Raw genomic sequence first — 23,231 nt, forward strand, 5'->3', positions numbered from 1 at the left:
GGAAGAGATCCCTTGCTTCGGTTTATTTACCTAAAAAGTGCTTTTTAAAGAATGATAATTGATATTCAAGTGTGAGCGGGTCATTAAAGTAAAACTCTTCCGCATTTGCTTCATACACACGATGTTTTTTCACAGCAGGAATGGACTTATAGATTTCACTGTTTTGATAGGAATTGTCCATTTCGCTGTTTTTGCTAATGATCATATAGTCTCCGGCAAATTCAGGGATGACCTCTTGTGATACCGCATAATAACCAGCTTTTAATGCTTTTTCTTTTACTTTTTCAGGCATTTTTAGTTTCATTGCTTGGTAGAGGATTTCTGTTCCGCGACCCCATGCATCTCCAAAGACGTAAAGGTCTTTTGTGCCGCTTTCAAAGACAGATACGGTTGCATCTTCACCAATTTTTGCTTTGATTTCTTTGCCAGTTTCAGCTGCGCGTTTTTTGAAATCCTTGACCCATGCTTCTGCTTCTTTTTCTTTGTTTAAGACTTTTCCAATTTCAATATGCTGCTGAAGGTAATCGACTTTGTTATACGTGAATAAAACAGTTGGGGCGATTTTTTTCAGTTTTTCTACATTTTTTGCACCGCTTAAACCGATGATGACATCAGGCTTTAGCTTCATGATTTTTTCCACATTTTCATCGGATACTTCTTCCACATTTTTTAATTTCTTTTTGAAACGTGGGTTCTTTTTTGACCAAGAGTCAACACCCACAAGGTTCACACCAAGTGACAAGACATTTCCTGTATAAGAGGCGAGAACAACAACACGTTTTGGATTTGCTGGCAGCTTCACAGGTCCATTTTCAGATTGATATGTAATCGTGTCTGACGTTGATTGATTTTTTCCTTTATTTGAGGAAGAGTTGTTGCTATTGCCACATGCGCTCAACGCAAGTACGAAGATGAGCATCAGAGGGAACAATATTTTCTTCATGAATGTAGACTCCTTTGAAATCGGCACATAAGCCGTGTATTTGGTTGTATGAGTGATAATGATAATTATTATCACTCAGATATCATACCATAGATGTGAGGTTTGTTGTCAATGATATTTTAGCTGTGGATAGAGGAATTCTGATAGAAAGAAAAAAAGATCAAGGCAGTGTATGACCTGATCTTTTTTCTTATTTAAACCAGCCTTTTTCTTTGGAACGAGTAATGGCCTCAATTCGGTTTTTGACTTCTAGTTTATCTAAAATAACGGATATGTAGTTTCGGACAGTGCCGCTTTTTATGCTGAGTTCCTTGGCGATTTCTTTTGTGTTTTTTCCGTCTGCGACGAGTTCTAGAACCGACTTTTCTCGTTCAGTTAAAGGATTTTCGTCGCTATACAAGTCTTCCATTAATTCAGGGGCGTACACCTTTTTCCCTTTCATCACGCTGCGGATGGCACTTGCCAAATCCTCGCTTGGGCTGTCTTTCAGCATGTAACCGCTAACGCCAGCTTTCAGCGCTCTTTGAAAATAGCCAGAACGGGCAAAGGTAGTTAAAATGATGATCTTCACATCAGACTTTTTGAGTTCTTCAGCGGCATCGAGCCCAGATTTTCCTGGCATCTCAATATCCATTAAACAAATGTCGACCGGGTGTTTTTTAGCAAAATCTATGGCGTCCTGGCCGTTTGTGCCTTTTCCAACAACCGTCATATCGTCTTCTAAATCGAGAAGCGATCCAAGAGCACCGAGCAGCATTTGCTGATCCTCTGCGATAAAGATGTTAATCATTTTATTTCCTCCTTATCTTTCGCTGCTGAATCATTTGGAATGCTCATGATCAGCTTCGTCCCGTTTTTTGTCTCAATGTGCAGGCGTCCATTTGCAAATTCCAATCTTTCTCTAATCCCTGCAAGGCCATGTCCCTTCGTTTGAGAGGATGGATGACTGCCTTTAAATGTGCCGTTATCCTCAACTGTAATGACAGCTTCCTTTGACTTTTGATGAATCGTGATTTGACAGACAGTGGCGTCGCTATGCTTGACGACATTCGTCACGGCCTCTTTGATGCACATGCTCACAATGTTTTCGTTAAGAAGAGAGATGTGTTTCGGCGCTTCCTTTTCATCATAAATCATGTCAATATCCGCGGCTTCAAGGATTTGCTTGATGTTCAATATTTCATCTTTGATCCGAATGCCTTTCATGGAAGAAACAATTTTCCGCACTTCATTTAGAGACGTTCTAGCTGTCTGCTGGACACTCTTTAGTTCGGCACGAGCCTGTTCAGGGTCTTTATACACGAGTTTACGGGCAAGGTCACTCTTTAATCCAATGAGAGAGAGTTTTTGTCCAAGTGTGTCATGCAGATCGCGAGCAATTCGCTGTCTTTCTTCAAGTTTGACAAGATCGGCGATCCGTTCATTGGCATATTCTAATTTCTCTTCTAGCCGTTCACGTTCCTTCCTGCTTCGAATGCTAAGAGGGAGGAGGATGGCGCTGATCAGTGTAATTACGACAAACGGAATTTGTGTGAGAAACCATCCCTTTTTTAAAATCAAGCTAAAGTTCACTGCTACGGCGGCGCTCCCTAGATGAATATAGTATAAGATATAGAAAGGGACTTTTCTTTTGATATGCCCGTTGAAATAGGCGATACAAAAAGCAAAATAAATGTAGCTGTAGAGCATCACATAACCAGTTGAAATGGCGATTAATACAAGGCCGAATACATATAACGACCAGCCCTTTGAGACAAAGGCAAAACGGTAGACCGCAAAAAAGACGACGTTTAAAATAATGCCGATCACAATGCCTAAAGTCGAAGGGGTCTTAAAGATAAAATAAAAGGGCAGGATGAAAAAAATCGCCCAAATATATGGGGAAATCCCATGCAGTTTTTGAATTTTCAGTTGTTTTTTCATCCGTGATTCACCTTTTTCATTTTTTCAGTCTTTTTCACTACTTTATCAAATTGAACAGGTGAGCGCATCCTGCAAATACAACAAGCTCCTTCTATTGTAAGAAAGAGCTTGCGCCAATTATGCATTCTTCTTCAGAATGTCTCCTTTAATGACAGGTGCGGGCATCTTCTTAGATTGCCGTGCTTCTTTAAAGGTAACGAATGCTTTCGTTTCTTCATCCCAAAGTCTAAATTTCATTGATTCGATACTTGTTTTTAAAGTGATGGTTGGCACATTTTGAAGCGGCTCACTATGATCATGTGCATGCTCCAAGTGATAATTCGGTACCCTCGGACTTAAATGATGAACATGGTGATAGCCGATATTGCCTGTTAACCATTGAAGAAGCTTTGGCAATTTGTAAAAAGAACTGCCTTCTACAGCTGCCTGCACGTAATTCCAATGTTCATCTGCTTCAAAGTAAGAATCTTCAAATGTATGCTGCACGTAAAACAGCCATACGCCGATTGATCCTGAGATCAGGAAGATTGGACCTTGGACAAGCAGGAACTCCTGCCAGCCAAAAAGAAGACACGTTGCAGTTGCTAGCGCAATGATGCTCACGTTTGTGAAATACGTGTTCCAGCGCTCTTTTTTACGAGCATTTTTGACGTTGAAACGGTTTTTTAAGAGAAAAACAAAGATCGGTCCTAAAATAAGCATCACAAAAGGATTACGGTAAAATCTGTAGCGAAACTTCGTCCAAGCTGATGCCTCTTGATATTCTTTGACTGTCAGTAGCCAAATGTCGCCAGTACCTCGTTTGTCTAGATTACTGCTTGTGGCATGGTGAATTGAATGATCTCTTTGCCATTGAAGATAAGGGAAAAGGGTGAGTACGCCCGTTACAAATCCGAACAGGTGATTTAGCGGCTTCTGTTTAAAAAAGGATTGATGGCAGCAGTCGTGAAAAATAATAAAGACACGTACTAAAAAACCAGCTGCAATCACCGCAAAGAAGAGGGTTAAAAGGTAGGAGATGTTCAGGCTATAATAGGCAAGAAACCAAAGCCCCAAAAATGGAATGAATGTATTAAAGAGTTGAATGATACTTTTTTTCGAATTAGCACCAGAGAATTGGCCAACTTGTTTTCTTAAAGTGGCTTGCTGCTGTGTGTTTGTTGAAGTCGTCATGAACGTTCAAGTCCTTTCCGTTTCTTTCTACTTCAAAGTATAGAAGGAAAGGTGTCATGCTCATAGTAGCACCCATCATGTATTCAATATGACATTTGTCATGTTGGACGCGGGAAAGGCTGATGGTTCAAGGGTTGTAAGCTTATTTTATTTTAAATAAAAAAAGTAAAGGCGCTTAGCCTTCACTTTTTATGCACGTGCTTCATGTACTTTTAACTGCTTGCCTTTAATCGTTGTGTGCCGCATGGCTTTTAGCACAAGAGGGCCTTTGCCATTTAAAATATCTACATATGTTTTCGTTTCCTGAATGGTAATAATCCCAATGTCATCAAACGCAACGCCGTCTATTTTGGCGATCGTTCCAACGAAATCAACTGCCCGGAGTTTCTTTTTCTTCCCGCCATTAAAATACAGCTTCATAATATCTTTTTCTATGCCGGCCTGCTTATTTTCCTTTTGAATCGGTGTTTCAATTTTTTCTTCAAAGCTTGCCACATGCTGTTCTGCTTCTTCTTTTGTAGGATAAGGCTGAATTTGAAAATGAATGCCAGCTTCCTCTTTTAATTCTTCAATGAGCGGCTGCCCGTGCCTTGTCATAAACGCAATCGTTTTTCCGCTTTTACCCGCTCTGCCAGTTCTTCCAGTCCGGTGAATGTAGCGTTCTTTTTCATATGGCAAGTCGTAATGAATGACATGTGTCATATCACTGACATCAATTCCTCGGGCTGCAATATCTGTTGCGATCAAATAACGGAATTCCCCGTTTTTAAATTCATCCATGACGGCAAAGCGGTCTTCCTGCCTCATCCCGCCATGAATCTTATCGCAAGGAACATCCCACTCATCTAGCTTCATCGTCAGCTCATTCACTCGCTCCTGCGTATTGCAAAAAATGATACAGCTATCTGGATTTTCAATGACAATCGTTCGTTGAAGTAATGAAAACTTGCCTTCTTCCTCGGTTTCAATCAACGTGTGGGTGATTTGCTGCTTCGTCGTTTCCTCCCGAGCAATCTCTATCACTTTTGGCGATTGTAAAAACTGCTCACTCAAATCCTTCATTTCATCAGACATCGTCGCTGAAAATAACATCGACATCCGCTTTGGCGGCAGATGCTGAATAATAGAAGAGACTTGATCAATAAATCCCATGTTCAGCATTTCGTCTGCTTCATCTAACACGAAAAATGACAGATTGTCTAAAGAAAGTGTCCCTTTTTCGAGGTGATCCAATATTCGTCCTGGCGTTCCGCACACAATGTGGTTCTTTTGTGCAAGCTCTATTTTTTGTGCTTGAAATGGAGCTTTTCCATAAATGGCGGCCGCTTTGATTCGTTTAAATCGTCCGAGGCTGGTCAGATCCTGTTTGACCTGCATGGCAAGTTCTCTTGTTGGGACGAGGATGAGGGCTTGAGGTTTATTCTCAGCCCAATCCACCATTTCACAAATTGGCAGACCGTAGGCTGCTGTTTTGCCACTGCCTGTCTGAGATTTGACAATGAGGTCCTGCTTTGAAAAAGCAACGGATAATGTCTCGTGCTGGACGGGTGTAGGTGTATGGAAATGAAGCGCTTCTAGCGCTTGTTTCAATTCATCGCTTAATGGATATTGATCAAAATGTTGTAATGGCATCGTGTTCTCCTTTTCGTACATGTATACTTGTGACATCATACCATATCTTTTCAAAGACACCATGACCTTGAATGAAAAGGCATGAAAAAAAGCCCCGTAAAGGAGCTTGTCAATGATTAAAGGAATCTGCGTTTTACTTTTTCCCAATAGGAGTTATCTTTTAATTTGACCGTTTTGATCACTTTACCAGAAAGGCCAATATCAATTTGTTTGACATGTTTTGTACCTAGCGCTTCGTTATCAAGACCGATAATCGGATGGTCGTTACCGTCCTGAACAACCTTTAGTGTCAGCTTGCGGTCACTGCTTAAAATGAAAGGAGCTCCAAGTGTACGGTATGAGTTGTTATTGAGCGATGCTAACTCGGTTACTTGCATACACGGAAGCATCGGATCCACCACGGCGCCGTTGACAGATTTATTGTAGGCCGTTGAACCGGTCGGAGTGGAAATAATCATCCCGTCGCCTCTAAAGGTTTCAAAATGGAAATCATCTATATACACATCGATGACAAATGTTTTAATGATGCTAGAGCGGATCGACAGTTCGTTTAAGCAATGGAACTGGTTTGTACTGTCAACGCTTACATCGATGATCGGATATTTTCTCACTTCAATTTGTTCAGTGTTCATGGCATCAATCATTTGATCAAAATGTTCTAACGAAAAATCGCAGTATAGGTGCGAATTCTCTGTTTTTGATACCCCTACATACAAGCAGTCATCCCGGAAGTTCGTTTTGCGAACCGCTTGAAGAAATGTACCATCTCCACCAATTGAAGCAATGATATGGGCATCTTCTGCACGCTTTACGACGTGAAAGCCTTGATCGGTAGCGAGCTTCTCCAGAGAAGAAATGTGTCCATCCAATTCATGATCTTTTTTGTAAAAGAAAAATACATTGCGACGATTGTCTGTCATTGACGTTCTCCCCTTTGTTGTCAAAAATAGATTTCGAGTAGTAAAGGGCTTACATAAAAACCCTTGTTCACATTTTACACTTTTTTCATATGAAAGTAAAAATATTAGAAAGACGCTTCATCATGATAGAGGCTTCCATTTAAGAAATGAGTCATTGTAAGTGATTAGACAACGCTGACTTTGAGCATAATTTAATAGCTCATTTTGGAAGAAAGAGAGGTCTGGGCGTTTCGTTGTGAAGATGGTCTGAGCTATTAGATATAGGAAGAGGATAAAATCGCCAATTTTTCGTCATGATGAGCAAATGATAGAAGATGTAAAGTTGATCGTCATTTCACATCGGTGCTATCATATGTTGAAATGAAATGTAAAAAAACCACAGTTCCTGTGAAACATTTCATGTGTGTATTCGTATGAACGAAGTGAGACAAAAAGGAGGAGAAAGAAATGAATGCGAAAAGATGGGTAGCCTTAATCATTGCACTTGGTGTTTTCGGCTTTTCGATTGTGATTAGTATCACGACGGCCTTGTTTGAAAGCTTCAATGATAATAAGATGAGCTATCAATTCGGGGACGAAATCGAAGAAAAGGTACTAGAAGATGGAAGCGGAGCGAGTAAAATTGCTGTACTTGAGATTAATGGTACGATTCAAGATAACGGTGGAGCATCCAGCCTTTTAGGCGGGGAAGCGTATGATCATCGTGCGTTCTTAAAAGAATTAGATAAAGCAAAAGACGATGCGTCTGTGAAAGGTGTCTTGCTGCGCGTCAACTCTCCTGGCGGCGGTGTCTATGAAAGTGCTGAAATACATAAAAAATTAGAAGAAGTAAAGAAAGCGAAGAAACCAATTTATGTTTCTATGGGTTCAATGGCGGCTTCTGGCGGCTATTATGTATCCACTCCAGCGAAAAAAATCTTTGCTTCACCTGAAACGTTAACAGGGTCTCTAGGGGTCATCATGCAAAGCTTGAATTATGCAAAGCTGGCAGATAATTTAGGCATCAAATATGAAACCATTAAAAGTGGAAAATTCAAAGACATCATGTCCCCAAATCGTGATATGACAAAAGATGAGCGCGACATCATGCAAAGCATGGTTGACAACTCTTATGAAGGCTTTGTGAAAGTCATCTCAGAAGGACGCGGCATGTCTAAGCAGGACGTCAAGAAAATTGCTGACGGCCGAGTATATGACGGAACACAGGCGAAATCGAACGGATTAGTGGATGAGCTTGGGTACTATGAAGATGCACTAAAAGCAATGAAGAAAAATGAAAAAGGCTTAAAAGGAGCAACAGTAATCAGCTATTCACAAAGCTTTGGCTGGAACTCTCTTTTCAATATGAGTGCAAGCAAGCTCTTTAAAAGCGAAATTGATTTTCTGAACTTAAAAGAAACACTGGCTGGCTCAAATGGGTCTAAACCGATGTATCTCTATTCAAAATAAAGGAGGGATCATAGATGGATTCTACATTCGATGAAGTAACGGAAAGTCGCAGCCAAGAGGGAGAATCAAGGCCGACTCTTGCGAAGCGCACTTCAATTGAAGCGCAGGCCTTTGCAGGTTTCTGGATTAGATTTTGGGCATTTATCCTAGATTGGCTCGTCGTATGGGGTGTTAACCATTTGACGGTTTCTCCAATCTTTAGTCTCTTTGGCTGGTCAAAAGGTGGAGGTTGGTTTTCCCCATTTTCTGTCACAACGACAATTGTCTTTCTGCTTTATTTTGCGATCATGACGAAGATTTTCCAACAAACACTTGGAAAGATGGTGTTTGGAATCAAAGTCGTCTCACTTCAGCCGGAGAAGAAGCTGCCATGGGATGTCATTTTCTTTAGAGAAATTGTGGGGCGATATATTAATACGCTTTTTGTTCTCTATGCTGTGGTTGGGTTTACGCCGAAAAAGCAAGGGGTTCATGACTACTTTGCAGATACGGTGGTTGTTCATGAACATTTATATGAAAAAACAGAATCAAACGCATAATCAAAGAGAGTTTGGCCGGGTACCGGTCAAACTCTTTTTTGTGTGATTGGGTATAAAATCCAGAAGGAGAGCCATAATCGTAGAGGAAGCATCATTTGTTATGGAGGAAGTGAGCACAGTGCTGTACGTTTGGATTGCCGCTTTTTTGTTCCTTGTGATCTTATTGATCTTTATGAAAGTGACCATTTCACTGGACTATTCACATGCAAATGACAATGACCATATTGCGGTGAAGATCATCACCTTATATGGAATTGTCAGACTGAAGAAAGACATTCCGATGGTGAAAGTGAATACGGAAGATCAAACGATTGATATTCGTGAAAAGAAAATGGCCAGCACCAAAACGCCTAATCAAGAAAAAGAAACCATGCATAAAAAAGTGGGAAAACGTGATGTAAAGGAAATCCTTCATCAAATGGAGCGTATTACAAAAGAGATTGTCGATCTAAACCGGATCATGCGAAAGTTCTTCATTCATATAAAAATCGTCTCATTTCACTGGTCCACCTGGATTGGTTTTCATGACGCAGCTTTAACAGGTGTAGCAGCCGGTGGTGTGTGGTCAGTCAAAGGAGCACTTCTTGCCTTTATGCAGGAGCACCTCACCTTTAAGCACAAACCCGTCTATGAAGTGATTCCCGCTTTTCAGCACAATGTGTCACAGACACACTTTGCATGTATAGCTTATTTTCGGATTGGACATGCTATGCTTGCAGCCATTCGATTACTTGTCCATTGGTTAAAAGGGAGAAAGGCGAGAAAAAATGCCTCTCTTCAAGCAACGAAGAATGAATCATCTGTTTAAGGAGGAACCCGAAAATGGCAGATCATCCAATCCAAGGTCTGATGAAGACAGCGATGGAAAACTTAAAAGAAATGATTGATGTGAACACGATCATCGGCGATCCAGTCGAAACCCCTGACGGCAGTGTCATTCTCACTGTGTCAAAGGTTGGTTTTGGATTTGCAGCCGGCGGCAGTGAATTCAACGGTAACCAAAAGAAAGAAAAACGGTCTGATGAACAAGAACGAAAAGAACCGAGACTCCCATTTGGAGGCGGAAGCGGCGGGGGAGTATCGATTACACCAATCGCCTTTTTAATTGTGGGAACAAATGGCGTTAGAATGCTTCATTTGGATGAACACACACATCTGCTCGATAAAATATTGGATTCTGCTCCTCAAGCAATTGAACGTCTTCAGCACATGTTTAAGAAGGATGAACGGGAGCATCGTCACAAAGAACGAAAACTAGATGACATAGACCTTTAAAAAGTTAGCTGCCCTGCAGTTAACTTTTTTTTCAAAATGGACGATTAGGCTTTGCAGTTTTTTGCTTTCTCTACTATGATAGAACCATACATTTGATAAGGGAGGAATTGTTTTGGCATCGATCACATTTAAAGGGAGCCCAGTAACGCTTGTAGGAAATGAAGTGAAAGTAGGCGAGCAGGCTCCAGATTTCACGGTATTAACGAACTCACTAGGGGAAGTTTCACTTTCTGATTTAACAGGAAAAGTGACGATTATCTCAGTGATTCCTTCTATTGATACAGGTGTGTGTGACGCACAAACAAGACGTTTCAATGAAGAGGCAGCCGGCTTAGGTCCGGTCAATATTTATACCATTAGTGCAGACCTACCATTTGCACAAGCACGCTGGTGCGGAGCAAACGGAATTGAAAATGTCGAAACATTATCTGATCATAGAGATATGTCATTTGGTGAAGCGTTTGGTTTATATATGAAAGAATTGCGTTTATTGGCGCGTGCGGTCTTCGTATTAGACCCAAGCGGAAAAGTCGTTTACACTGAGTATGTAAGCGAAGCAACAAATCATCCAAATTATGAAAAAGCCATTGAGGCTGCGAAATCACTGTTATAAAAGCAGCATCGACAAGAGCTCCGGCTTCATACTGGGGCTCTTTTCAATGAGAACATATAGCTTTTAACAAAGCGAGGAGAGAAAAGCATTGCAGAAAGATCAAGTGAGTACGATTTTTGAGCTGCTCGATACAGCTTCAATTCGTTTAAAAAAGGAACAGAACATTTCCTATATTGAAGCATTGGCAGAAGCAGGAGAAGCCTTTTTCCAGTCAAATGATCGAAACGGTTTACTAAAAGATTTAATAGAGAAAGCAGATTTCGCCTCTTATGATCATGAGCAGATTCGTAAAGCGTTTCAGCTCGCCGTATTAAAAGGACAAAAAGATATTTCACATCCAAACCGGCAGATGACACCTGATACAATTGGTCTGTTTGTCAGCTATTTGGTCAATAAATTTTTAGAAGGACAAAAAGAGCTGGTTGTCTTTGATCCAGCAGCGGGAACAGGGAATTTACTGCTTGCGGTCCTCAACAATGTAACAGCAGAAACAACACGCGGTTTTGCCTCTGAAATTGATGACGTGCTCATTAAAATTGCGTGGGCACAAGCGAACTTAGAAGAAAAAGAAGTAGAGCTTTTCCACCAGGACAGCCTTGAGCCGCTTCTTATCTCACCAGCAGATGTTGCTGTATGCAGTCTTCCTGTCGGGTATTATCCAAATGATGAGCGCGCTAAAGACTATGAATTAAAGGCAAAAGAAGGTCATTCCTTTGCGCATTATTTATTCATTGAGCAAAGTCTTCGTTATACGAAAGAAGGCGGCTTCTTATTCTTCATCATTCCAAACGATTTATTTGAAGGAAAAGAAAGCGTACAATTAAAGGATTTCATCAAAGAACATGCATATATGAATGCGTTAATTCAGCTGCCAGTCTCTATGTTCAAAGACAAAAAGCATGCCAAAAGCTTATTTGTGATGCAAAAGAAAAAAGAGGGGCTCGAAGCACCGAAACGTATGCTATTTGCCAATCTGCCATCTTTCTCACAGAAGGAAGCAATGGTTGGCGTCATGAGAAAATTAGACCAATGGTTTATAGAAGAAAAAGAAACGAAAGAATAGCCAGAGTGATGTCTGGCTATTTTATTATTCAGAAAATAACGACTTATTGATGTAAGCGGTAACAGTTCGAAGGTGTACTTGAAATGCAAAGTTTTCAATGTTTAAATGAAAAAGTCAGATATTTTTCGGACTTATCGTTAAACTATAAAAGACCCGTTCAAACAGGTTGAATATAGCACCGAAAAAACGTGAAACCTTATATAACAACTGAGTAAAAGGAGCGACAGTAATGTCCAAAATTATTGCAATCAACGCAGGAAGCTCATCTCTTAAATTCCAATTGTTCGACATGCCAGAAGAAACCGTTTTAACAAAAGGTCTTGTTGAAAGAATCGGAATGGACAACAGTATCTTCACGATTTCTGTAGATGGAGAAAAGAAAACAGAAGTCACAGATATTCCAGATCATGCAGTAGCGGTTAAAATGCTGCTTGAAAAACTAATTGAATTTAACATCATCAAAGACTTTAATGAAATTGATGGCGTAGGACACCGCGTCGTTCACGGCGGAGAAAAATTCAGCGATTCTGTTGTTTTAACAGATGAAGTCATCAATGACATTGATCAGCTTTCAGAGCTTGCACCACTTCACAACCCTGCAAACGTTGTAGGAATCAAAGCATTCAAACAAATTCTGCCTGACGTACCAGCGATTGCTGTGTTCGATACAGCGTTCCACCAAACAATGCCAGAGCAGTCTTACCTATACAGCCTTCCGTACGACTACTACAAAAACTTTGGTATTCGTAAATACGGATTCCACGGGACAAGTCATAAGTTCGTAACAGAGCGTGCAGCAGAGCTATTAGGCCGTCCTCTTGAAGAGCTTCGTTTGATTTCTTGCCACCTTGGAAATGGTGCAAGTATCGCAGCAGTTGAAGGCGGAAAATCAATCGATACGTCAATGGGCTTCACACCACTTGCGGGTGTTGCAATGGGAACACGTTCAGGTAACATTGACCCTGCCCTTATTCCATTTATTATGGAGAAAACAGGACATACAGCTGAAGAAGTACTTTCTACTTTGAATAAGAAGAGTGGTCTTTTAGGTGTGTCTGGTCTTTCAAGTGATCTTCGTGATATCGAAGAAGCGACAGAAGAAGGAAACGACCGTGCAGAAGTAGCACTAGATATTTTTGCAAGCCGTATTCATAAATATATCGGTTCTTATGCAGCGAGAATGAATGGTGTAGATGCCATCATCTTTACAGCTGGAATCGGTGAAAACAGCTCAGAAGTGAGAGCACGTGTACTTCGTGGTCTAGAATTCATGGGCGTATATTGGGATCCATCTCTTAACAACATGAGAGGCGAAGAAGCATTCATCAGCTACCCTCACTCTCCTGTAAAAGTCATCGTGATTCCAACGAACGAAGAAGTTATGATTGCAAGAGACGTTATGCGTTTAGCGTAACATCCTTTTAAAGCTCTTTTCCTCAGCGGAAAAGGGCTTTTTTCTATTGAAATCAGCATGCTATAATGTGAGGCAATATGAAAGGAGCGGTGTGAAGAGATGAGCGTCGAAGAACATAAACGTGAAGCGAAAACGAGGCTTCATGTAAAAGTCATTACCGTCAGTGATACAAGGACAAAAGAAACAGATAAAAGCGGCCGTCTGATGATTGATTTGCTCAAAGAACAAGGGCATCTTATTCTTGCATACGATATTGTGAAAGATCACATTGGAGCGATTCAAGACGCCGTTTTAGAAGGAACAAGCGAAGCGAAGATTGATGCCGTCTTGTTAAACGGGGGAACTGGTATTGCAGCAAGGGACGTCACGATTGAATCCATTACACCTCTTTTCTCAAAAGAGCTGCCGGGCTTTGGAGAAATTTTTCGCATGCTGAGCTATACAGAAGATATTGGATCAGCCGCTATCTTATCTAGAGCGACGGCAGGGGTGATTAACCAAAAAGCCGTTTTTGCCACACCAGGCTCTACCGGAGCAGTTCGGTTAGCCATGACCAAACTCATTATTCCAGAGCTTCCTCATGTCTTGCGAGAGCTTGAAAAAGATCAAAAATAGCCCAAAATGACTCTGCCAAGAAAATTTGGCAGAGTTTTTTTCATAAAGGGGTTGAAAAAACAATTTTTCCTTGTTACAGTGTATACATACTAAATGCATGTTTATAAATTAAAACTTATTTTTATGCAAAAAAACATTCACAGAATCAAAACAAGCGAGAGGAGCTTTTCAAACATGTCACAAAATAAAAAAGTCGTATTAGCATATTCCGGAGGTCTTGATACCTCTGTTGCAGTTAAATGGTTACAGGAGCAAGGTTACGAAGTTGTTGCTTGCTGCCTGGACGTAGGTGAAGGAAAAGATTTAGCATTCGTTCAACAAAAAGCACTTCAAGTCGGAGCTGTTCAATCTTACATGATCGACGCAAAAGAAGAGTTTGCTGAAGAATTTGCACTTGCAGCACTGCAAGCACACACGATGTATGAAGGGAAATACCCGTTAGTATCTGCACTATCTCGTCCGCTCATTGCCAAAAAATTAGTGGAAGTCGCAGAGAAAGAAAATGCCGTAGCCGTTGCACACGGATGTACAGGGAAAGGAAACGACCAAGTTCGTTTTGAAGTATCAATCAAAGCATTGAATCCAGACCTAGAAGTTCTTGCACCAGTGCGTGAATGGAAATGGTCTCGTGATGAAGAAATCGACTATGCACAAAAGCACGGTATTCCAATTCCGATTAACTTAGATAGCCCATATTCAATTGACCAAAACCTTTGGGGCAGAAGTAACGAATGTGGTATTTTAGAAGATCCTTGGGCAGCGCCGCCAGAAGGTGCTTATGATCTGACAAATCCACTTGAAAAAACACCTGACACACCTGAAATCATTGAAATCACGTTTGAAAAAGGAAAACCAACAGCGATTGACGGAATCCAGTATTCATTATCTGATCTCATCCTTCATTTAAATGAAGTCGCTGGCCAGCATGGTGTAGGCAGAATCGATCATGTTGAAAACCGTCTTGTTGGAATCAAATCTCGTGAAGTATATGAGTGCCCAGGTGCAGTTACCCTATTAAAAGCACACAAAGAACTTGAAGACTTAACGCTTGTCAAAGAAGTAGCACACTTTAAGCCAATCGTTGAACAAAAAATGGCTGAATTAATATACAACGGCTTATGGTTCTCACCACTTAAATCAGCACTAGATGCATTCTTACAAGAAACGCAAAAGAACGTAACAGGTGTTGTACGTGTGAAACTATTTAAAGGCCATGCCATTGTAGAAGGACGTAAATCACCATATTCACTTTATGATGAAAATCTAGCAACTTACACAAAAGCAGATGAATTCGATCATGATGCAGCTGTAGGATTTATTAACCTTTGGGGTTTACCAACAAAAGTAAACAGCATCGTGAACAAAAAGGAGCAGGTTAAAGCATGAAAAAGCTTTGGGGAGGCCGATTTCAAAAAACACCAGAAAAATGGGTCGATGAGTTTGGTGCATCCATTCATTTCGACAAACAATTAGTCAAAGAAGATCTGACCGGCTCCCTTGCCCATGCAAGTATGCTGAATAAATGCGGTATCATCGGTGATGAGGAGGCCGCTGCAATCAAAGACGGACTGAATACGCTCATGAAAAAGGCAGAGGCGGATGAACTCGATTTCTCAGTGGATTATGAGGACATTCATTTAAACCTTGAAAAAATGCTCATTGATGAGATTGGTCCGCTTGGCGGCAAATTGCACACAGCGAGAAGCCGGAATGATCAGGTCGCAACCGATATGCATTTATATTTGAATAACCAAGTAGAGCATATCATTGAGCTGATCTCTTCTTTTCAAACAGTGCTTGTAGAAAAAGCTGAACAGCACGTTGAAACGATTTTTCCAGGATATACGCACTTACAGCGTGCACAGCCTATTTCCTTTGCCCATCATATGCTTGCCTACTTTTGGATGCTTGAGCGGGACAAAGCACGTTTTCAAGATTCATTGAAGCGGATTAATGTGTCACCACTTGGATGCGGGGCGTTAGCAGGAACGACATTCCCAATTGATCGTGAATATACAGCAGAGCTTCTTGGCTTTGACCATATTTACGAGAACAGCCTTGATGGCGTGAGTGATCGGGATTTCATTTTAGAGTTCTTGTCTAATAGCAGCCTTGTGATGATGCACCTCTCACGTCTTTGTGAAGAAATCATTTTATGGTGCTCTCAAGAATTCAAATTTATTGAGCTTGATGACACGTACGCAACAGGCAGCAGCATGATGCCGCAAAAGAAAAACCCAGATATGGCTGAATTGATCCGCGGAAAAACAGGGCGGGTATATGGCAACCTGATGGGGCTGCTCACGATTATGAAAGGCTTGCCGCTTACGTATAACAAAGACTTGCAAGAAGATAAAGAAGGCATGTTTGATACGGTGAAAACGATCGCTGGCAGCCTGCAAATCTTCACAGGCATGATTCAAACAATGACAGTGAACGAAGACGTTATGAAAAAAGCAACAAAAGAAGATTTCTCAAATGCGACCGAAGTGGCAGACTACCTTGCGAAAAAAGGCATGCCATTCCGTGAAGCACACGAAATCGTTGGGAAGCTTGTGTATACATGCATTCAAAAAGGCATCTATTTAAGTGACCTTCCATTTGAAACATTTACAGAAGCAAGCGGCCTCTTTGAACAAGACATTTACACTGTTCTTGATCCGTATGTTGCGGTTGAAAAAAGAACAAGTGCAGGTGGAACTGGATTCAAACAAATTCAGCTCGCTTTAGAAAAAGCAAAAGCCTGCCTAGCATAATTCGCCAAAACCATTCGTTTATACGGATGGTTTTTTTTCATGGGAAAAAGGAGATTGATCTTCACTGGAGAAAATGAAAGCATACCAGTGTCAAGCTGAATAAGGAGTGACAACAGTTCATGAAGAAAACGCTTCAGGCTTTGTTTGATCAGCCTATCGTATCAGTGAAAACGTTAGGAGAACCATACGACGGCCGGGCTAATGATGTGTGGCTGATTTCCTTGCAAGATCAGACGGAATATGTAGTGAAATCTCCAAAAACTGCAAGAGAAGAAAGTGAATTTGTATATGGGATCAACATGATTTATGGAGTAGATGCCCGTACTGTACAGGAGCATCTTGATGAAATCAATGAAAAGTTGGCTCATACGAATTCCTTTCATATTCCGAAAGTTGTTCGTAAAGTGAAGAAGGCGGGGAAACACTTTTATGTCATGGAAAAAGTAGAAGGAATCCCTTTAACATCTTTTGAGGGCCGTTCAGCACAATTCTATAGGGATTACGGGAGGAAACTAGCGCATCTTCATTCATATCAAACAACCTTTTTCGGTGCAGTATACGGGGGAGAAAAGAGACATTTGAGAGAATTCCATGCGCTGTTAAAAAAGACAGTCTCCAAACTCATCAGCCGCTATTACGCTGATCAGCCTGAATATCAGGATTATGCAGAAAAGGTGCAGCAAAAGCTTGAAACGCTAAGTCCTCCTGATGCAGCCAGTCTCATTTTAATTGATTTAGACCCATCGCAATATATTGAAGACGATGATCAAGTGGCGAGTCTAGTTGATACGGAATATGTGGTATTTGGACCAGCTGCGTTTGATTTGATTGCACTCGAATACCTTTTGACGAAAGAAGCTGCACAAGCGGTTCAATTAGGATATGAAGAGATTTGCCCGCTTCCTCGTCAGCTTCATGAGGTGAGAGAATGCTACCGGTTTGTTTCGCTGCTTCTCGATATCCATGGTTCATGGGATATGAAAAAGTGGATGAATCACCCTATACGGTTTTCCCCTCATTGTTAAAGGGTTCAAAAGTGCGAAGGGAGCCGGTTTATAGTAAAGTAAAGATAACAAAAGAAACACATGAACTTGCAACCTTTGCTTTAGGAGGAGATTGTGTGCGACACGCATTAATAACAGCGGGTTCTAAAGGACTTGGCAGGAAAGTCACCGAGTCTTTACTGAATATGGGGTATTCTGTGACAGTGAATTATCGAAGTGATGATGAAGCTGTCCGGCAGATGAAAGAAGAACTGCAAGAATACGAAGAAAAGCTTCAATTTGTCCAAGGCGATGTGACAAACAGAGAAGATTTAAAAAACATGGTCGAGCTGGCAGTAGAACGATTTGGGCGGATTGATGCCTTGATCAATAATGCTGGACCTTATATTTTTGAACGAAAAAAACTCGCGGATTACTCTGAAGACGAATGGTATCAAATGATGGAAGGCAACCTATCCGCAGTGTTCCATTTGTTCCGAATGGTGATCCCTATGATGAGAAAACAAGGCTTTGGCCGGATTATCACATATGGCTTCCAAGGAGCAGACCATGCGCCAGGCTGGATGCACAGATCAGCTTTCGGAGCGGCAAAAGTGGGCCTTGCGTCATTGACGAAAACCATTGCGATTGAAGAAGCCGAAAACGGCATCACCGCTAATATGGTGTGTCCAGGCAAAATCGTTGGAGACATGAAAGAATCAACGATAGAAGAAGCACGTCAGATAAAAGACGATGAAACACCGATTGGTCGGTCTGGGACAGGTGAGGATATCGGTCGTATCATTTCATTTCTATGTGATGACCGTTCAGACCTCATTACAGGAACCGTCATTGAAGCAACAGGTGGTCTTAATGTCATTCACAGGCACTAAGTTTTTCAGCTTTTTATAGAGGGAATAGAAAAAAATGAGATCAAATTCGAAAGGTGGATATATTTACATGAAAGCTACATATCATGGACATTCAGTCGTACACATTGAAACAAACGGATACCATATTTGGATTGATCCATTTTTAAATGGAAATAAGCACACGGATATCAAACCGCAAGATGTCAAAGCAGATGTGATTTTGCTCACGCACGGGCATGGAGATCACGTCGGAGACACGATTGAAATCGCTAAAAACAATGACGCACTTGTGATTGCGCCATTCGAACTTGCCACTTATTTAGGCTGGCAAGGGGTGAAAACACACCCGCTTTCTATAGGCGGCGGCCGTGAATTTGAATTTGGTAAAGTCAAGCTGACGCAAGCGTTCCATGGCTCAGCGGTCATTGATGAAGAATCCAAAACGATTACGTATACAGGTATGCCATCCGGTATTTTATTTACTGCTGAAGGTAAAACAATTTATCATGCTGGAGACACGGCTCTCTTCTCGGATATGAAACTCATTGGTGAGCTGAATCATATTGAGCTCGCCTTCCTGCCAATAGGTGATAACTTCACGATGGGACCAGACGATGCGAGAATCGCAGCAGAGTGGCTTCGTGCGAAACAAGTCGTACCGATTCATTACAGTACATTCCCGCCGATTGAGCAAGATCCTCATGCCTTTGCAGACAGCTTGCATGGCGGCGTGGGTCACGTATTAAACAGCGGAGAATCCATCGATATATAATCATGATAAACAAAAGCCGGCACCCTACCGGCTTTTTTATTTGCCTGTATCGTGCTCGTGTAAAAGACAAATTGCTATTAAAAGCCTCCTGCCTTTATAATGAAATATAGATGAAAACGCTGAAAACAAAAAGGGTGAACGGGATTGGCGACAAAGCATGAGCAAATTTTATCGTATATTGATTCATTGGATGTCGGAGAGAAAATTTCTGTCCGGCGTATAGCGAAAGAAATGAAAGTCAGTGAGGGCACGGCTTACCGGGCTATTAAGGATGCTGAAAATAAAGGGTTCGTGAGCACCATTGAACGAGTCGGTACCATTCGAATTGAACAGAAGAAAAAAGAAAATATTGAAAAGCTGACATATGCGGAAGTAGTCAATGTCATTGATGGTCAGGTGCTTGGCGGACGAGCCGGCTTACATAAAACGTTAAATAAATTTGTCATCGGTGCAATGGAACTGGATGCGATGATGCGATACACAGCAGCAGGCAACCTGTTGATCGTCGGAAACCGAATCAATGCTCACCGGCAAGCATTAGAGGCGGGAGCGGCTGTGCTGGTCACGGGCGGATTCTCAACAGATGATGAAATTATTCAGCTCGCAGATGAGCTTGAGCTGCCCATTTTATCAACAAGCTACGATACATTTACCGTAGCGGCTCTCATTAACCGGGCCATTTATGACCAGTTGATTAAAAAAGAAATTGTGCTTGTGGAGGATATTTTAACGCCGATAGAACGGACCGTCTATTTATCGCCAGAAGACAAACTTGAGAAATGGTATGAAAAGAATTATGAAACCGGGCACGGAAGGTTCCCGGTAGCAGACGATCAAATGAAAATTCACGGCATTTTGACCTCAAAGGATATTGCAGGCCATGACCGTTCTACACCGATTGAAAAGGTGATGACAAAAAATCCGCTGACCGTTATTGGCAAAACATCTGTCGCTTCAGCTGCACAAATGATGGTGTGGGAAGGTATTGAGGTGCTGCCAGTTGTAAATGATCATGCGAAGCTGATTGGGATGATTAGCCGTCAGGACGTGCTGAAGGCGCTGCAAATGATTCAAAAGCAGCCGCAGGTCGGTGAAAAGCTGGATGATGTCGTGTCACGAGGGTTTAAGGAGACTGAGACAGAAAAACCAAAAACAGATGCGGTGTACCAATATGAAGTCTCACCACAAATGACAAATCAGCTCGGCAATATTTCGTATGGTGTGTTTACACAAATTTTAATCGAATCAGCCAACCGCTTCTTAAAGTCTCATAAAAAAGGCGAGCTAATTGTAGAAAGTCTTTCTGTCTATTTCTTAAAACCGGTTCAAATGGAATCCACGATACAGATCAAACCGAATATTTTAGAAGTTGGGCGCAAGTTTGGAAAGCTGGAAGTGGAAGTTTACCATCAGTCAAATATTGTAGGCAAAGCGATGTTGATGGTGCAGCTGATGGAGAGAGGATAAATGGCAAAAAAGGGCGGCATGAATGCGCCCTTTCAGCGTGTAAACAAACCCTCGTATTCTTTATCAGTCCTGCGTGCTGGTGCTCACGAATGTGACATTCGCTCCGCGCCAGTACTCCTCCTTCCTAGGGCTGCAAAGGTTTTCTATCACGCTGAAAAGAAGAGAAAGGGCTAAAATAAAGTTCATTTTAGCCCTTTCTCTATTATGCGTGGTCTTTTTCGCCTTCCTTTAAAAAGAGCGGAAGATAGTGCTTATAGGCTTTATATCCGGCCCATGTACTGCCGATACCAACTGCAACAAAAACAAACCCAATGACAAATGCCAGTGACGAGCGGTTTAAAAATAATTGATTCACACCGAAGAGCAGGACAAAGCAGCCAAGTGCCATACTTGATTTGGCAGACCAGAATTTCTTTTCGACCGGCCGGTTCGTACGGACATTCTTTGCTTTGTAGTATAAATAAAACATGGCAGAACAAATAATAAACACAATCAAAACAAGCATGTGCCAAGCCTCCATTGTAAGTGGTTACAACCCTATTTTAAACGTAAATAGGCTTGCTTACTAGAATAAATTGTCTATTCCTCACTTTTCTGTCTGGGTAGATTATGATTTAATAATAAAAAGAGTATCGCATAAGAAGGAGTATTTATGAAAAAAGAACTGATTAGAACCATATCATTATATGACACCATCATCATTCATAGACATGTAAGACCTGATCCAGACGCATATGGATCGCAGTGCGGCCTTACGGAAATCTTGCGTGCCACCTATCCAGAAAAAAATATTTATGCGACAGGAACCCCTGAGCCATCCCTTTCATTTTTATATGAATTAGATGAGGTGCCAGATGAAGTGTACAAAGGTGCCCTTGTCATTGTCTGTGACACTGCGAATCAAGCAAGAATTGATGATCAGCGTTATTCAATGGGAGATAAGCTGATGAAAATTGATCATCATCCGAATGAAGATCCGTATGGTGATTTGCTTTGGGTTGATACAGAAGCAAGCTCTGTTAGTGAAATGATTTATGAGCTGTATTTAGAGGGGAAAGAAGAAGGATATCAGCTGAATACAAAGGCGGCAGAACTCATTTATGCCGGCATTGTAGGAGACACAGGCCGTTTCCTTTTCCCAAACACAACGAAAAAGACACTCAAATATGCGGGTGAACTCATCGAATATCCGTTTTCATCATCAGACCTTTTCAATCAATTGTATGAGACAGATTTGAATGTCGTGAAATTAAATGGCTATATTTTTCAACATATCTCCTTATCAGAGAATGGCGTAGCTTCTGTTTTTATTAAACGTGACATTTTGGAGTCGTTCCAAACAACAGCGCAGCAAGCCTCACAGCTTGTTGGAACACTTGGAAATATTGCAGGGATTAAGGCATGGGTCTTTTTTGTGGAAGAGAACGATCAGATTCGTGTGAGATTCCGCTCAAAAGGCGTCGTCATTAACACCATTGCTAAAAAATATCATGGCGGAGGTCACCCGCTTGCAGCCGGTGCGTCCATATATGATTGGGCAGTTGCAGATGAGATTTTGCGTGATTTAGAAGAAGTATGTAAATCATCATCGTGAGAGAGGGGCTTCAAGTCCCCCTCTCTTTTTTTGTGCTTGAGAAAAGGGTTACTTGGATACAGGGATGAACCAGCAGCCGATGTCAGTTGAATCTTCATAGGCTTGGAGATTTTGATGCTTTAATTCTTTTTTAATTAAATGGGCCATCATTTCTGTCTCGGCATAAGCACACATGCCGTCTTTAATCCGGCTTGCTTTGTCTCGTGCCATTTGACGATAGCTGTAAACCTCCATTGTTCTCACCTCTTTCTTATAATCATCTCGTTCTTCTTTTAGTGTATAAAAATAACAAGTGAAAAGCGATCATTGAGTGCAGAAATTCATAAAAATTCCACATCATCTATTATTCAGCAAAGGAAATACGCACTTCAAGCGATAGCTTTGTATAAATGGTCAGCTCAGTGACTTTGGCGCGGTATGCCTTTTCTCTAATCGTATATTCTTTATTTTCCACGGTCCGTTTTAAGAGCTCTTTTGTTTTATAGACACTTTCAATATCCTTTGTGATCACCTCTGAGATATCCTCTTTCACCTGATCTTCAAATTTTAAGGTATCTGGCTCCGGGATTTTGTACTGCTCACGGTTGACGAGGTGAACATCTACGCTCTGAATAAGCAGACGCTGCTTATTGTCTTCATTTAATTTATGCAAATCTTCCCGATAGAGTGTGATTTGTTCTTTCAGACTGTCCATATGGTGCTGCTGGCTTCTGAGCAGTGTCACTTGCTTCTCTTGAAAGGTGCCATACGTAAAGAGAAAAATCAGCCAGCTGATAATTGCGCCGAACATCATCCCAGCAAAAAAACGCTGCCAGCCTGGACGTTTATACAGCTCAGGCACCCTCATGATGACACATGCTCCTGAGTGAGCCACGTAATCAGGAGATACCCCGTTTGCGCACCGCCCATAGCAGAGATAATTAACAAGATCTGCTTGAAAATATCACGTGTGTTCCCTTCGAAAATCCCTCTTTCAAAACTATAGACCGCATCAAAAGTTCCACCGATTGCCGCAACAAGTGCCCAAATTTTTAAGCGGTTGGCAAGACTTGAAATAATTGATAGCGGTGGCTGACCAGATAAATATGCACCTACCCCGCCTATAATGGCACCGCCCAAAATAACCCCCAGTGCGATAAAATAACAACTAATAAAGTTTGGAATAAAGGCTTCCTTCACATCCATTTTTCCCACCTCACTCTATTCAATATATGGCGTGTGCTGGACA

Annotated in this window: 25 protein-coding genes; 15 read left to right on the plus strand and 10 right to left on the minus strand. The window is 41.4% G+C overall.

Annotation, left to right across the window (positions count from 1 at the left end; genetic code table 11):
• Positions 1–22 precede the first annotated feature (22 nt).
• The 6 genes from N521_RS10035 to N521_RS10060 all read right to left on the minus strand — a co-directional run bounded on the left by N521_RS10035 (position 23) and on the right by N521_RS10060 (position 6,591).
• Positions 23–943, minus strand: coding sequence for an iron-hydroxamate ABC transporter substrate-binding protein (locus tag N521_RS10035; RefSeq protein WP_035391137.1), 921 nt, complete (start codon positions 941–943; stop codon positions 23–25).
• Between the two features lie 190 nt (positions 944–1,133).
• The gene (locus tag N521_RS10040; RefSeq protein ID WP_035391139.1) at positions 1,134–1,733 is read right to left on the minus strand and encodes a response regulator transcription factor; all 600 of its coding nucleotides are present in this window, start codon (positions 1,731–1,733) and stop codon (positions 1,134–1,136) included.
• Complete coding sequence (locus N521_RS10045; protein WP_035391140.1) at positions 1,730–2,866, minus strand: sensor histidine kinase; 1,137 nt, start codon at positions 2,864–2,866, stop codon at positions 1,730–1,732. The genes N521_RS10040 and N521_RS10045 overlap by 4 nt, the downstream gene beginning before the upstream one ends.
• Before the next feature lie 117 nt (positions 2,867–2,983).
• The gene (locus tag N521_RS10050) at positions 2,984–4,039 is read right to left on the minus strand and encodes a Delta(5) desaturase DesA (protein ID WP_035391142.1); all 1,056 of its coding nucleotides are present in this window, start codon (positions 4,037–4,039) and stop codon (positions 2,984–2,986) included.
• Between the two features lie 189 nt (positions 4,040–4,228).
• A complete protein-coding gene (locus N521_RS10055; RefSeq protein ID WP_017367842.1) occupies positions 4,229–5,671 on the minus strand; it encodes a DEAD/DEAH box helicase in 1,443 nt (480 codons plus the stop codon).
• 116 nt (positions 5,672–5,787) lie between these two features.
• Positions 5,788–6,591: an NAD kinase gene (locus N521_RS10060; protein ID WP_017358281.1), complete on the minus strand. Its 804-nt coding sequence runs from the start codon at positions 6,589–6,591 to the stop codon at positions 5,788–5,790.
• 447 nt (positions 6,592–7,038) lie between these two features.
• Here N521_RS10060 and sppA point away from each other — a divergent pair, with 447 nt between their 5' ends.
• From sppA to N521_RS10130, 14 genes are all read left to right on the plus strand, one after another.
• On the plus strand, positions 7,039–8,040 hold the full coding sequence (gene sppA / locus N521_RS10065; RefSeq protein WP_035391144.1) for a signal peptide peptidase SppA: 1,002 nt from the start codon (positions 7,039–7,041) through the stop codon (positions 8,038–8,040).
• A gap of 14 nt (positions 8,041–8,054) precedes the next feature.
• A complete protein-coding gene (locus N521_RS10070; RefSeq protein ID WP_008343136.1) occupies positions 8,055–8,579 on the plus strand; it encodes an RDD family protein in 525 nt (174 codons plus the stop codon).
• Positions 8,580–8,679: 100 nt separating this feature from the next.
• Entirely contained in the window at positions 8,680–9,387 is a 708-nt protein-coding gene (locus tag N521_RS10075; RefSeq protein ID WP_008343138.1) for a DUF2953 domain-containing protein, read from the plus strand.
• A gap of 14 nt (positions 9,388–9,401) precedes the next feature.
• On the plus strand, positions 9,402–9,854 hold the full coding sequence (gene ytfJ / locus N521_RS10080) for a GerW family sporulation protein (protein ID WP_007501733.1): 453 nt from the start codon (positions 9,402–9,404) through the stop codon (positions 9,852–9,854).
• Positions 9,855–9,966: 112 nt separating this feature from the next.
• Positions 9,967–10,467, plus strand: a complete 501-nt coding sequence (gene tpx, locus N521_RS10085; RefSeq protein WP_007501731.1) for a thiol peroxidase — start codon at positions 9,967–9,969, stop codon at positions 10,465–10,467.
• Between the two features lie 88 nt (positions 10,468–10,555).
• Complete coding sequence (locus tag N521_RS10090; RefSeq protein WP_035391146.1) at positions 10,556–11,530, plus strand: class I SAM-dependent methyltransferase; 975 nt, start codon at positions 10,556–10,558, stop codon at positions 11,528–11,530.
• A gap of 229 nt (positions 11,531–11,759) precedes the next feature.
• On the plus strand, positions 11,760–12,944 hold the full coding sequence (locus tag N521_RS10095) for an acetate kinase (RefSeq protein WP_007501728.1): 1,185 nt from the start codon (positions 11,760–11,762) through the stop codon (positions 12,942–12,944).
• 99 nt (positions 12,945–13,043) lie between these two features.
• Positions 13,044–13,559, plus strand: coding sequence for a MogA/MoaB family molybdenum cofactor biosynthesis protein (locus N521_RS10100; RefSeq protein ID WP_024718668.1), 516 nt, complete (start codon positions 13,044–13,046; stop codon positions 13,557–13,559).
• Between the two features lie 174 nt (positions 13,560–13,733).
• The gene (locus N521_RS10105; RefSeq protein ID WP_008343148.1) at positions 13,734–14,945 is read left to right on the plus strand and encodes an argininosuccinate synthase; all 1,212 of its coding nucleotides are present in this window, start codon (positions 13,734–13,736) and stop codon (positions 14,943–14,945) included.
• Positions 14,942–16,315 (plus strand): argininosuccinate lyase, encoded by a 1,374-nt coding sequence (argH, locus tag N521_RS10110; RefSeq protein ID WP_008343150.1) that lies wholly within the window; start codon positions 14,942–14,944, stop codon positions 16,313–16,315. Before N521_RS10105 ends, argH begins: the two co-directional genes overlap by 4 nt.
• Positions 16,316–16,434: 119 nt before the next feature.
• Positions 16,435–17,340 carry a phosphotransferase gene (locus tag N521_RS10115; protein WP_035391149.1) on the plus strand — a complete coding sequence of 302 codons (906 nt, stop codon included), beginning with the start codon at positions 16,435–16,437 and terminating at the stop codon, positions 17,338–17,340.
• A 95-nt stretch (positions 17,341–17,435) separates the two neighbouring features.
• Positions 17,436–18,191: an SDR family oxidoreductase gene (locus N521_RS10120; protein WP_035391151.1), complete on the plus strand. Its 756-nt coding sequence runs from the start codon at positions 17,436–17,438 to the stop codon at positions 18,189–18,191.
• A gap of 67 nt (positions 18,192–18,258) precedes the next feature.
• Positions 18,259–18,942 carry a metal-dependent hydrolase gene (locus N521_RS10125; RefSeq protein ID WP_035391153.1) on the plus strand — a complete coding sequence of 228 codons (684 nt, stop codon included), beginning with the start codon at positions 18,259–18,261 and terminating at the stop codon, positions 18,940–18,942.
• A 144-nt stretch (positions 18,943–19,086) separates the two neighbouring features.
• Complete coding sequence (locus tag N521_RS10130; RefSeq protein ID WP_017358275.1) at positions 19,087–20,409, plus strand: CBS domain-containing protein; 1,323 nt, start codon at positions 19,087–19,089, stop codon at positions 20,407–20,409.
• Positions 20,410–20,611: 202 nt separating this feature from the next.
• On the opposite strand, the gene N521_RS10140 is transcribed toward N521_RS10130, so the two are convergent.
• Complete coding sequence (locus tag N521_RS10140; RefSeq protein ID WP_008343164.1) at positions 20,612–20,914, minus strand: YtpI family protein; 303 nt, start codon at positions 20,912–20,914, stop codon at positions 20,612–20,614.
• A 147-nt stretch (positions 20,915–21,061) separates the two neighbouring features.
• Between N521_RS10140 and N521_RS10145 the strand changes: the two genes are divergently transcribed.
• A complete protein-coding gene (locus N521_RS10145) occupies positions 21,062–22,003 on the plus strand; it encodes a DHH family phosphoesterase (protein WP_007501719.1) in 942 nt (313 codons plus the stop codon).
• A 48-nt stretch (positions 22,004–22,051) separates the two neighbouring features.
• Here the strand turns inward: N521_RS10145 and N521_RS10150 are convergent, their stop codons facing one another.
• From N521_RS10150 to N521_RS10160, 3 genes are all read right to left on the minus strand, one after another.
• Positions 22,052–22,237 (minus strand): YtzJ family protein, encoded by a 186-nt coding sequence (locus N521_RS10150; RefSeq protein ID WP_008346082.1) that lies wholly within the window; start codon positions 22,235–22,237, stop codon positions 22,052–22,054.
• Positions 22,238–22,346: 109 nt separating this feature from the next.
• Positions 22,347–22,850, minus strand: a complete 504-nt coding sequence (ytrI, locus tag N521_RS10155; RefSeq protein WP_007501718.1) for a sporulation membrane protein YtrI — start codon at positions 22,848–22,850, stop codon at positions 22,347–22,349.
• Positions 22,847–23,188 carry a sporulation membrane protein YtrH gene (locus N521_RS10160; RefSeq protein ID WP_007501717.1) on the minus strand — a complete coding sequence of 114 codons (342 nt, stop codon included), beginning with the start codon at positions 23,186–23,188 and terminating at the stop codon, positions 22,847–22,849. The genes ytrI and N521_RS10160 overlap by 4 nt, the downstream gene beginning before the upstream one ends.
• Positions 23,189–23,231: the final 43 nt, after the last annotated feature.

Source organism: Bacillus sp. UNC125MFCrub1.1 (genome assembly GCF_000701305.1).
Lineage (GTDB): Bacteria > Bacillota > Bacilli > Bacillales > Bacillaceae > Bacillus > Bacillus altitudinis.

Excerpts from the sequence above, each read along its gene's own strand:
- N521_RS10035 (WP_035391137.1), bottom strand. The coding sequence starts at position 943 with ATGAAGAAAATATTGTTCCCTCTGATGCTCATCTTCGTACTTGCGTTG.
- N521_RS10125 (WP_035391153.1), top strand. The coding sequence starts at position 18,259 with ATGAAAGCTACATATCATGGACATTCAGTCGTACACATTGAAACAAAC.
- N521_RS10050 (WP_035391142.1), bottom strand. The coding sequence starts at position 4,039 with ATGACGACTTCAACAAACACACAGCAGCAAGCCACTTTAAGAAAACAA.
- N521_RS10045 (WP_035391140.1), bottom strand. The coding sequence starts at position 2,866 with ATGAAAAAACAACTGAAAATTCAAAAACTGCATGGGATTTCCCCATAT.
- N521_RS10140 (WP_008343164.1), bottom strand. The coding sequence starts at position 20,914 with ATGCTTGTTTTGATTGTGTTTATTATTTGTTCTGCCATGTTTTATTTA.
- N521_RS10075 (WP_008343138.1), top strand. The coding sequence starts at position 8,680 with ATGGAGGAAGTGAGCACAGTGCTGTACGTTTGGATTGCCGCTTTTTTG.
- N521_RS10040 (WP_035391139.1), bottom strand. The coding sequence starts at position 1,733 with ATGATTAACATCTTTATCGCAGAGGATCAGCAAATGCTGCTCGGTGCT.
- N521_RS10095 (WP_007501728.1), top strand. The coding sequence starts at position 11,760 with ATGTCCAAAATTATTGCAATCAACGCAGGAAGCTCATCTCTTAAATTC.
- ytfJ (WP_007501733.1), top strand. The coding sequence starts at position 9,402 with ATGGCAGATCATCCAATCCAAGGTCTGATGAAGACAGCGATGGAAAAC.
- N521_RS10105 (WP_008343148.1), top strand. The coding sequence starts at position 13,734 with ATGTCACAAAATAAAAAAGTCGTATTAGCATATTCCGGAGGTCTTGAT.
- N521_RS10145 (WP_007501719.1), top strand. The coding sequence starts at position 21,062 with ATGAAAAAAGAACTGATTAGAACCATATCATTATATGACACCATCATC.
- sppA (WP_035391144.1), top strand. The coding sequence starts at position 7,039 with ATGAATGCGAAAAGATGGGTAGCCTTAATCATTGCACTTGGTGTTTTC.
- N521_RS10055 (WP_017367842.1), bottom strand. The coding sequence starts at position 5,671 with ATGCCATTACAACATTTTGATCAATATCCATTAAGCGATGAATTGAAA.
- N521_RS10160 (WP_007501717.1), bottom strand. The coding sequence starts at position 23,188 with ATGGATGTGAAGGAAGCCTTTATTCCAAACTTTATTAGTTGTTATTTT.
- N521_RS10060 (WP_017358281.1), bottom strand. The coding sequence starts at position 6,591 with ATGACAGACAATCGTCGCAATGTATTTTTCTTTTACAAAAAAGATCAT.
- ytrI (WP_007501718.1), bottom strand. The coding sequence starts at position 22,850 with ATGAGGGTGCCTGAGCTGTATAAACGTCCAGGCTGGCAGCGTTTTTTT.
- argH (WP_008343150.1), top strand. The coding sequence starts at position 14,942 with ATGAAAAAGCTTTGGGGAGGCCGATTTCAAAAAACACCAGAAAAATGG.
- N521_RS10115 (WP_035391149.1), top strand. The coding sequence starts at position 16,435 with ATGAAGAAAACGCTTCAGGCTTTGTTTGATCAGCCTATCGTATCAGTG.
- N521_RS10070 (WP_008343136.1), top strand. The coding sequence starts at position 8,055 with ATGGATTCTACATTCGATGAAGTAACGGAAAGTCGCAGCCAAGAGGGA.
- N521_RS10150 (WP_008346082.1), bottom strand. The coding sequence starts at position 22,237 with ATGGAGGTTTACAGCTATCGTCAAATGGCACGAGACAAAGCAAGCCGG.
- N521_RS10100 (WP_024718668.1), top strand. The coding sequence starts at position 13,044 with ATGAGCGTCGAAGAACATAAACGTGAAGCGAAAACGAGGCTTCATGTA.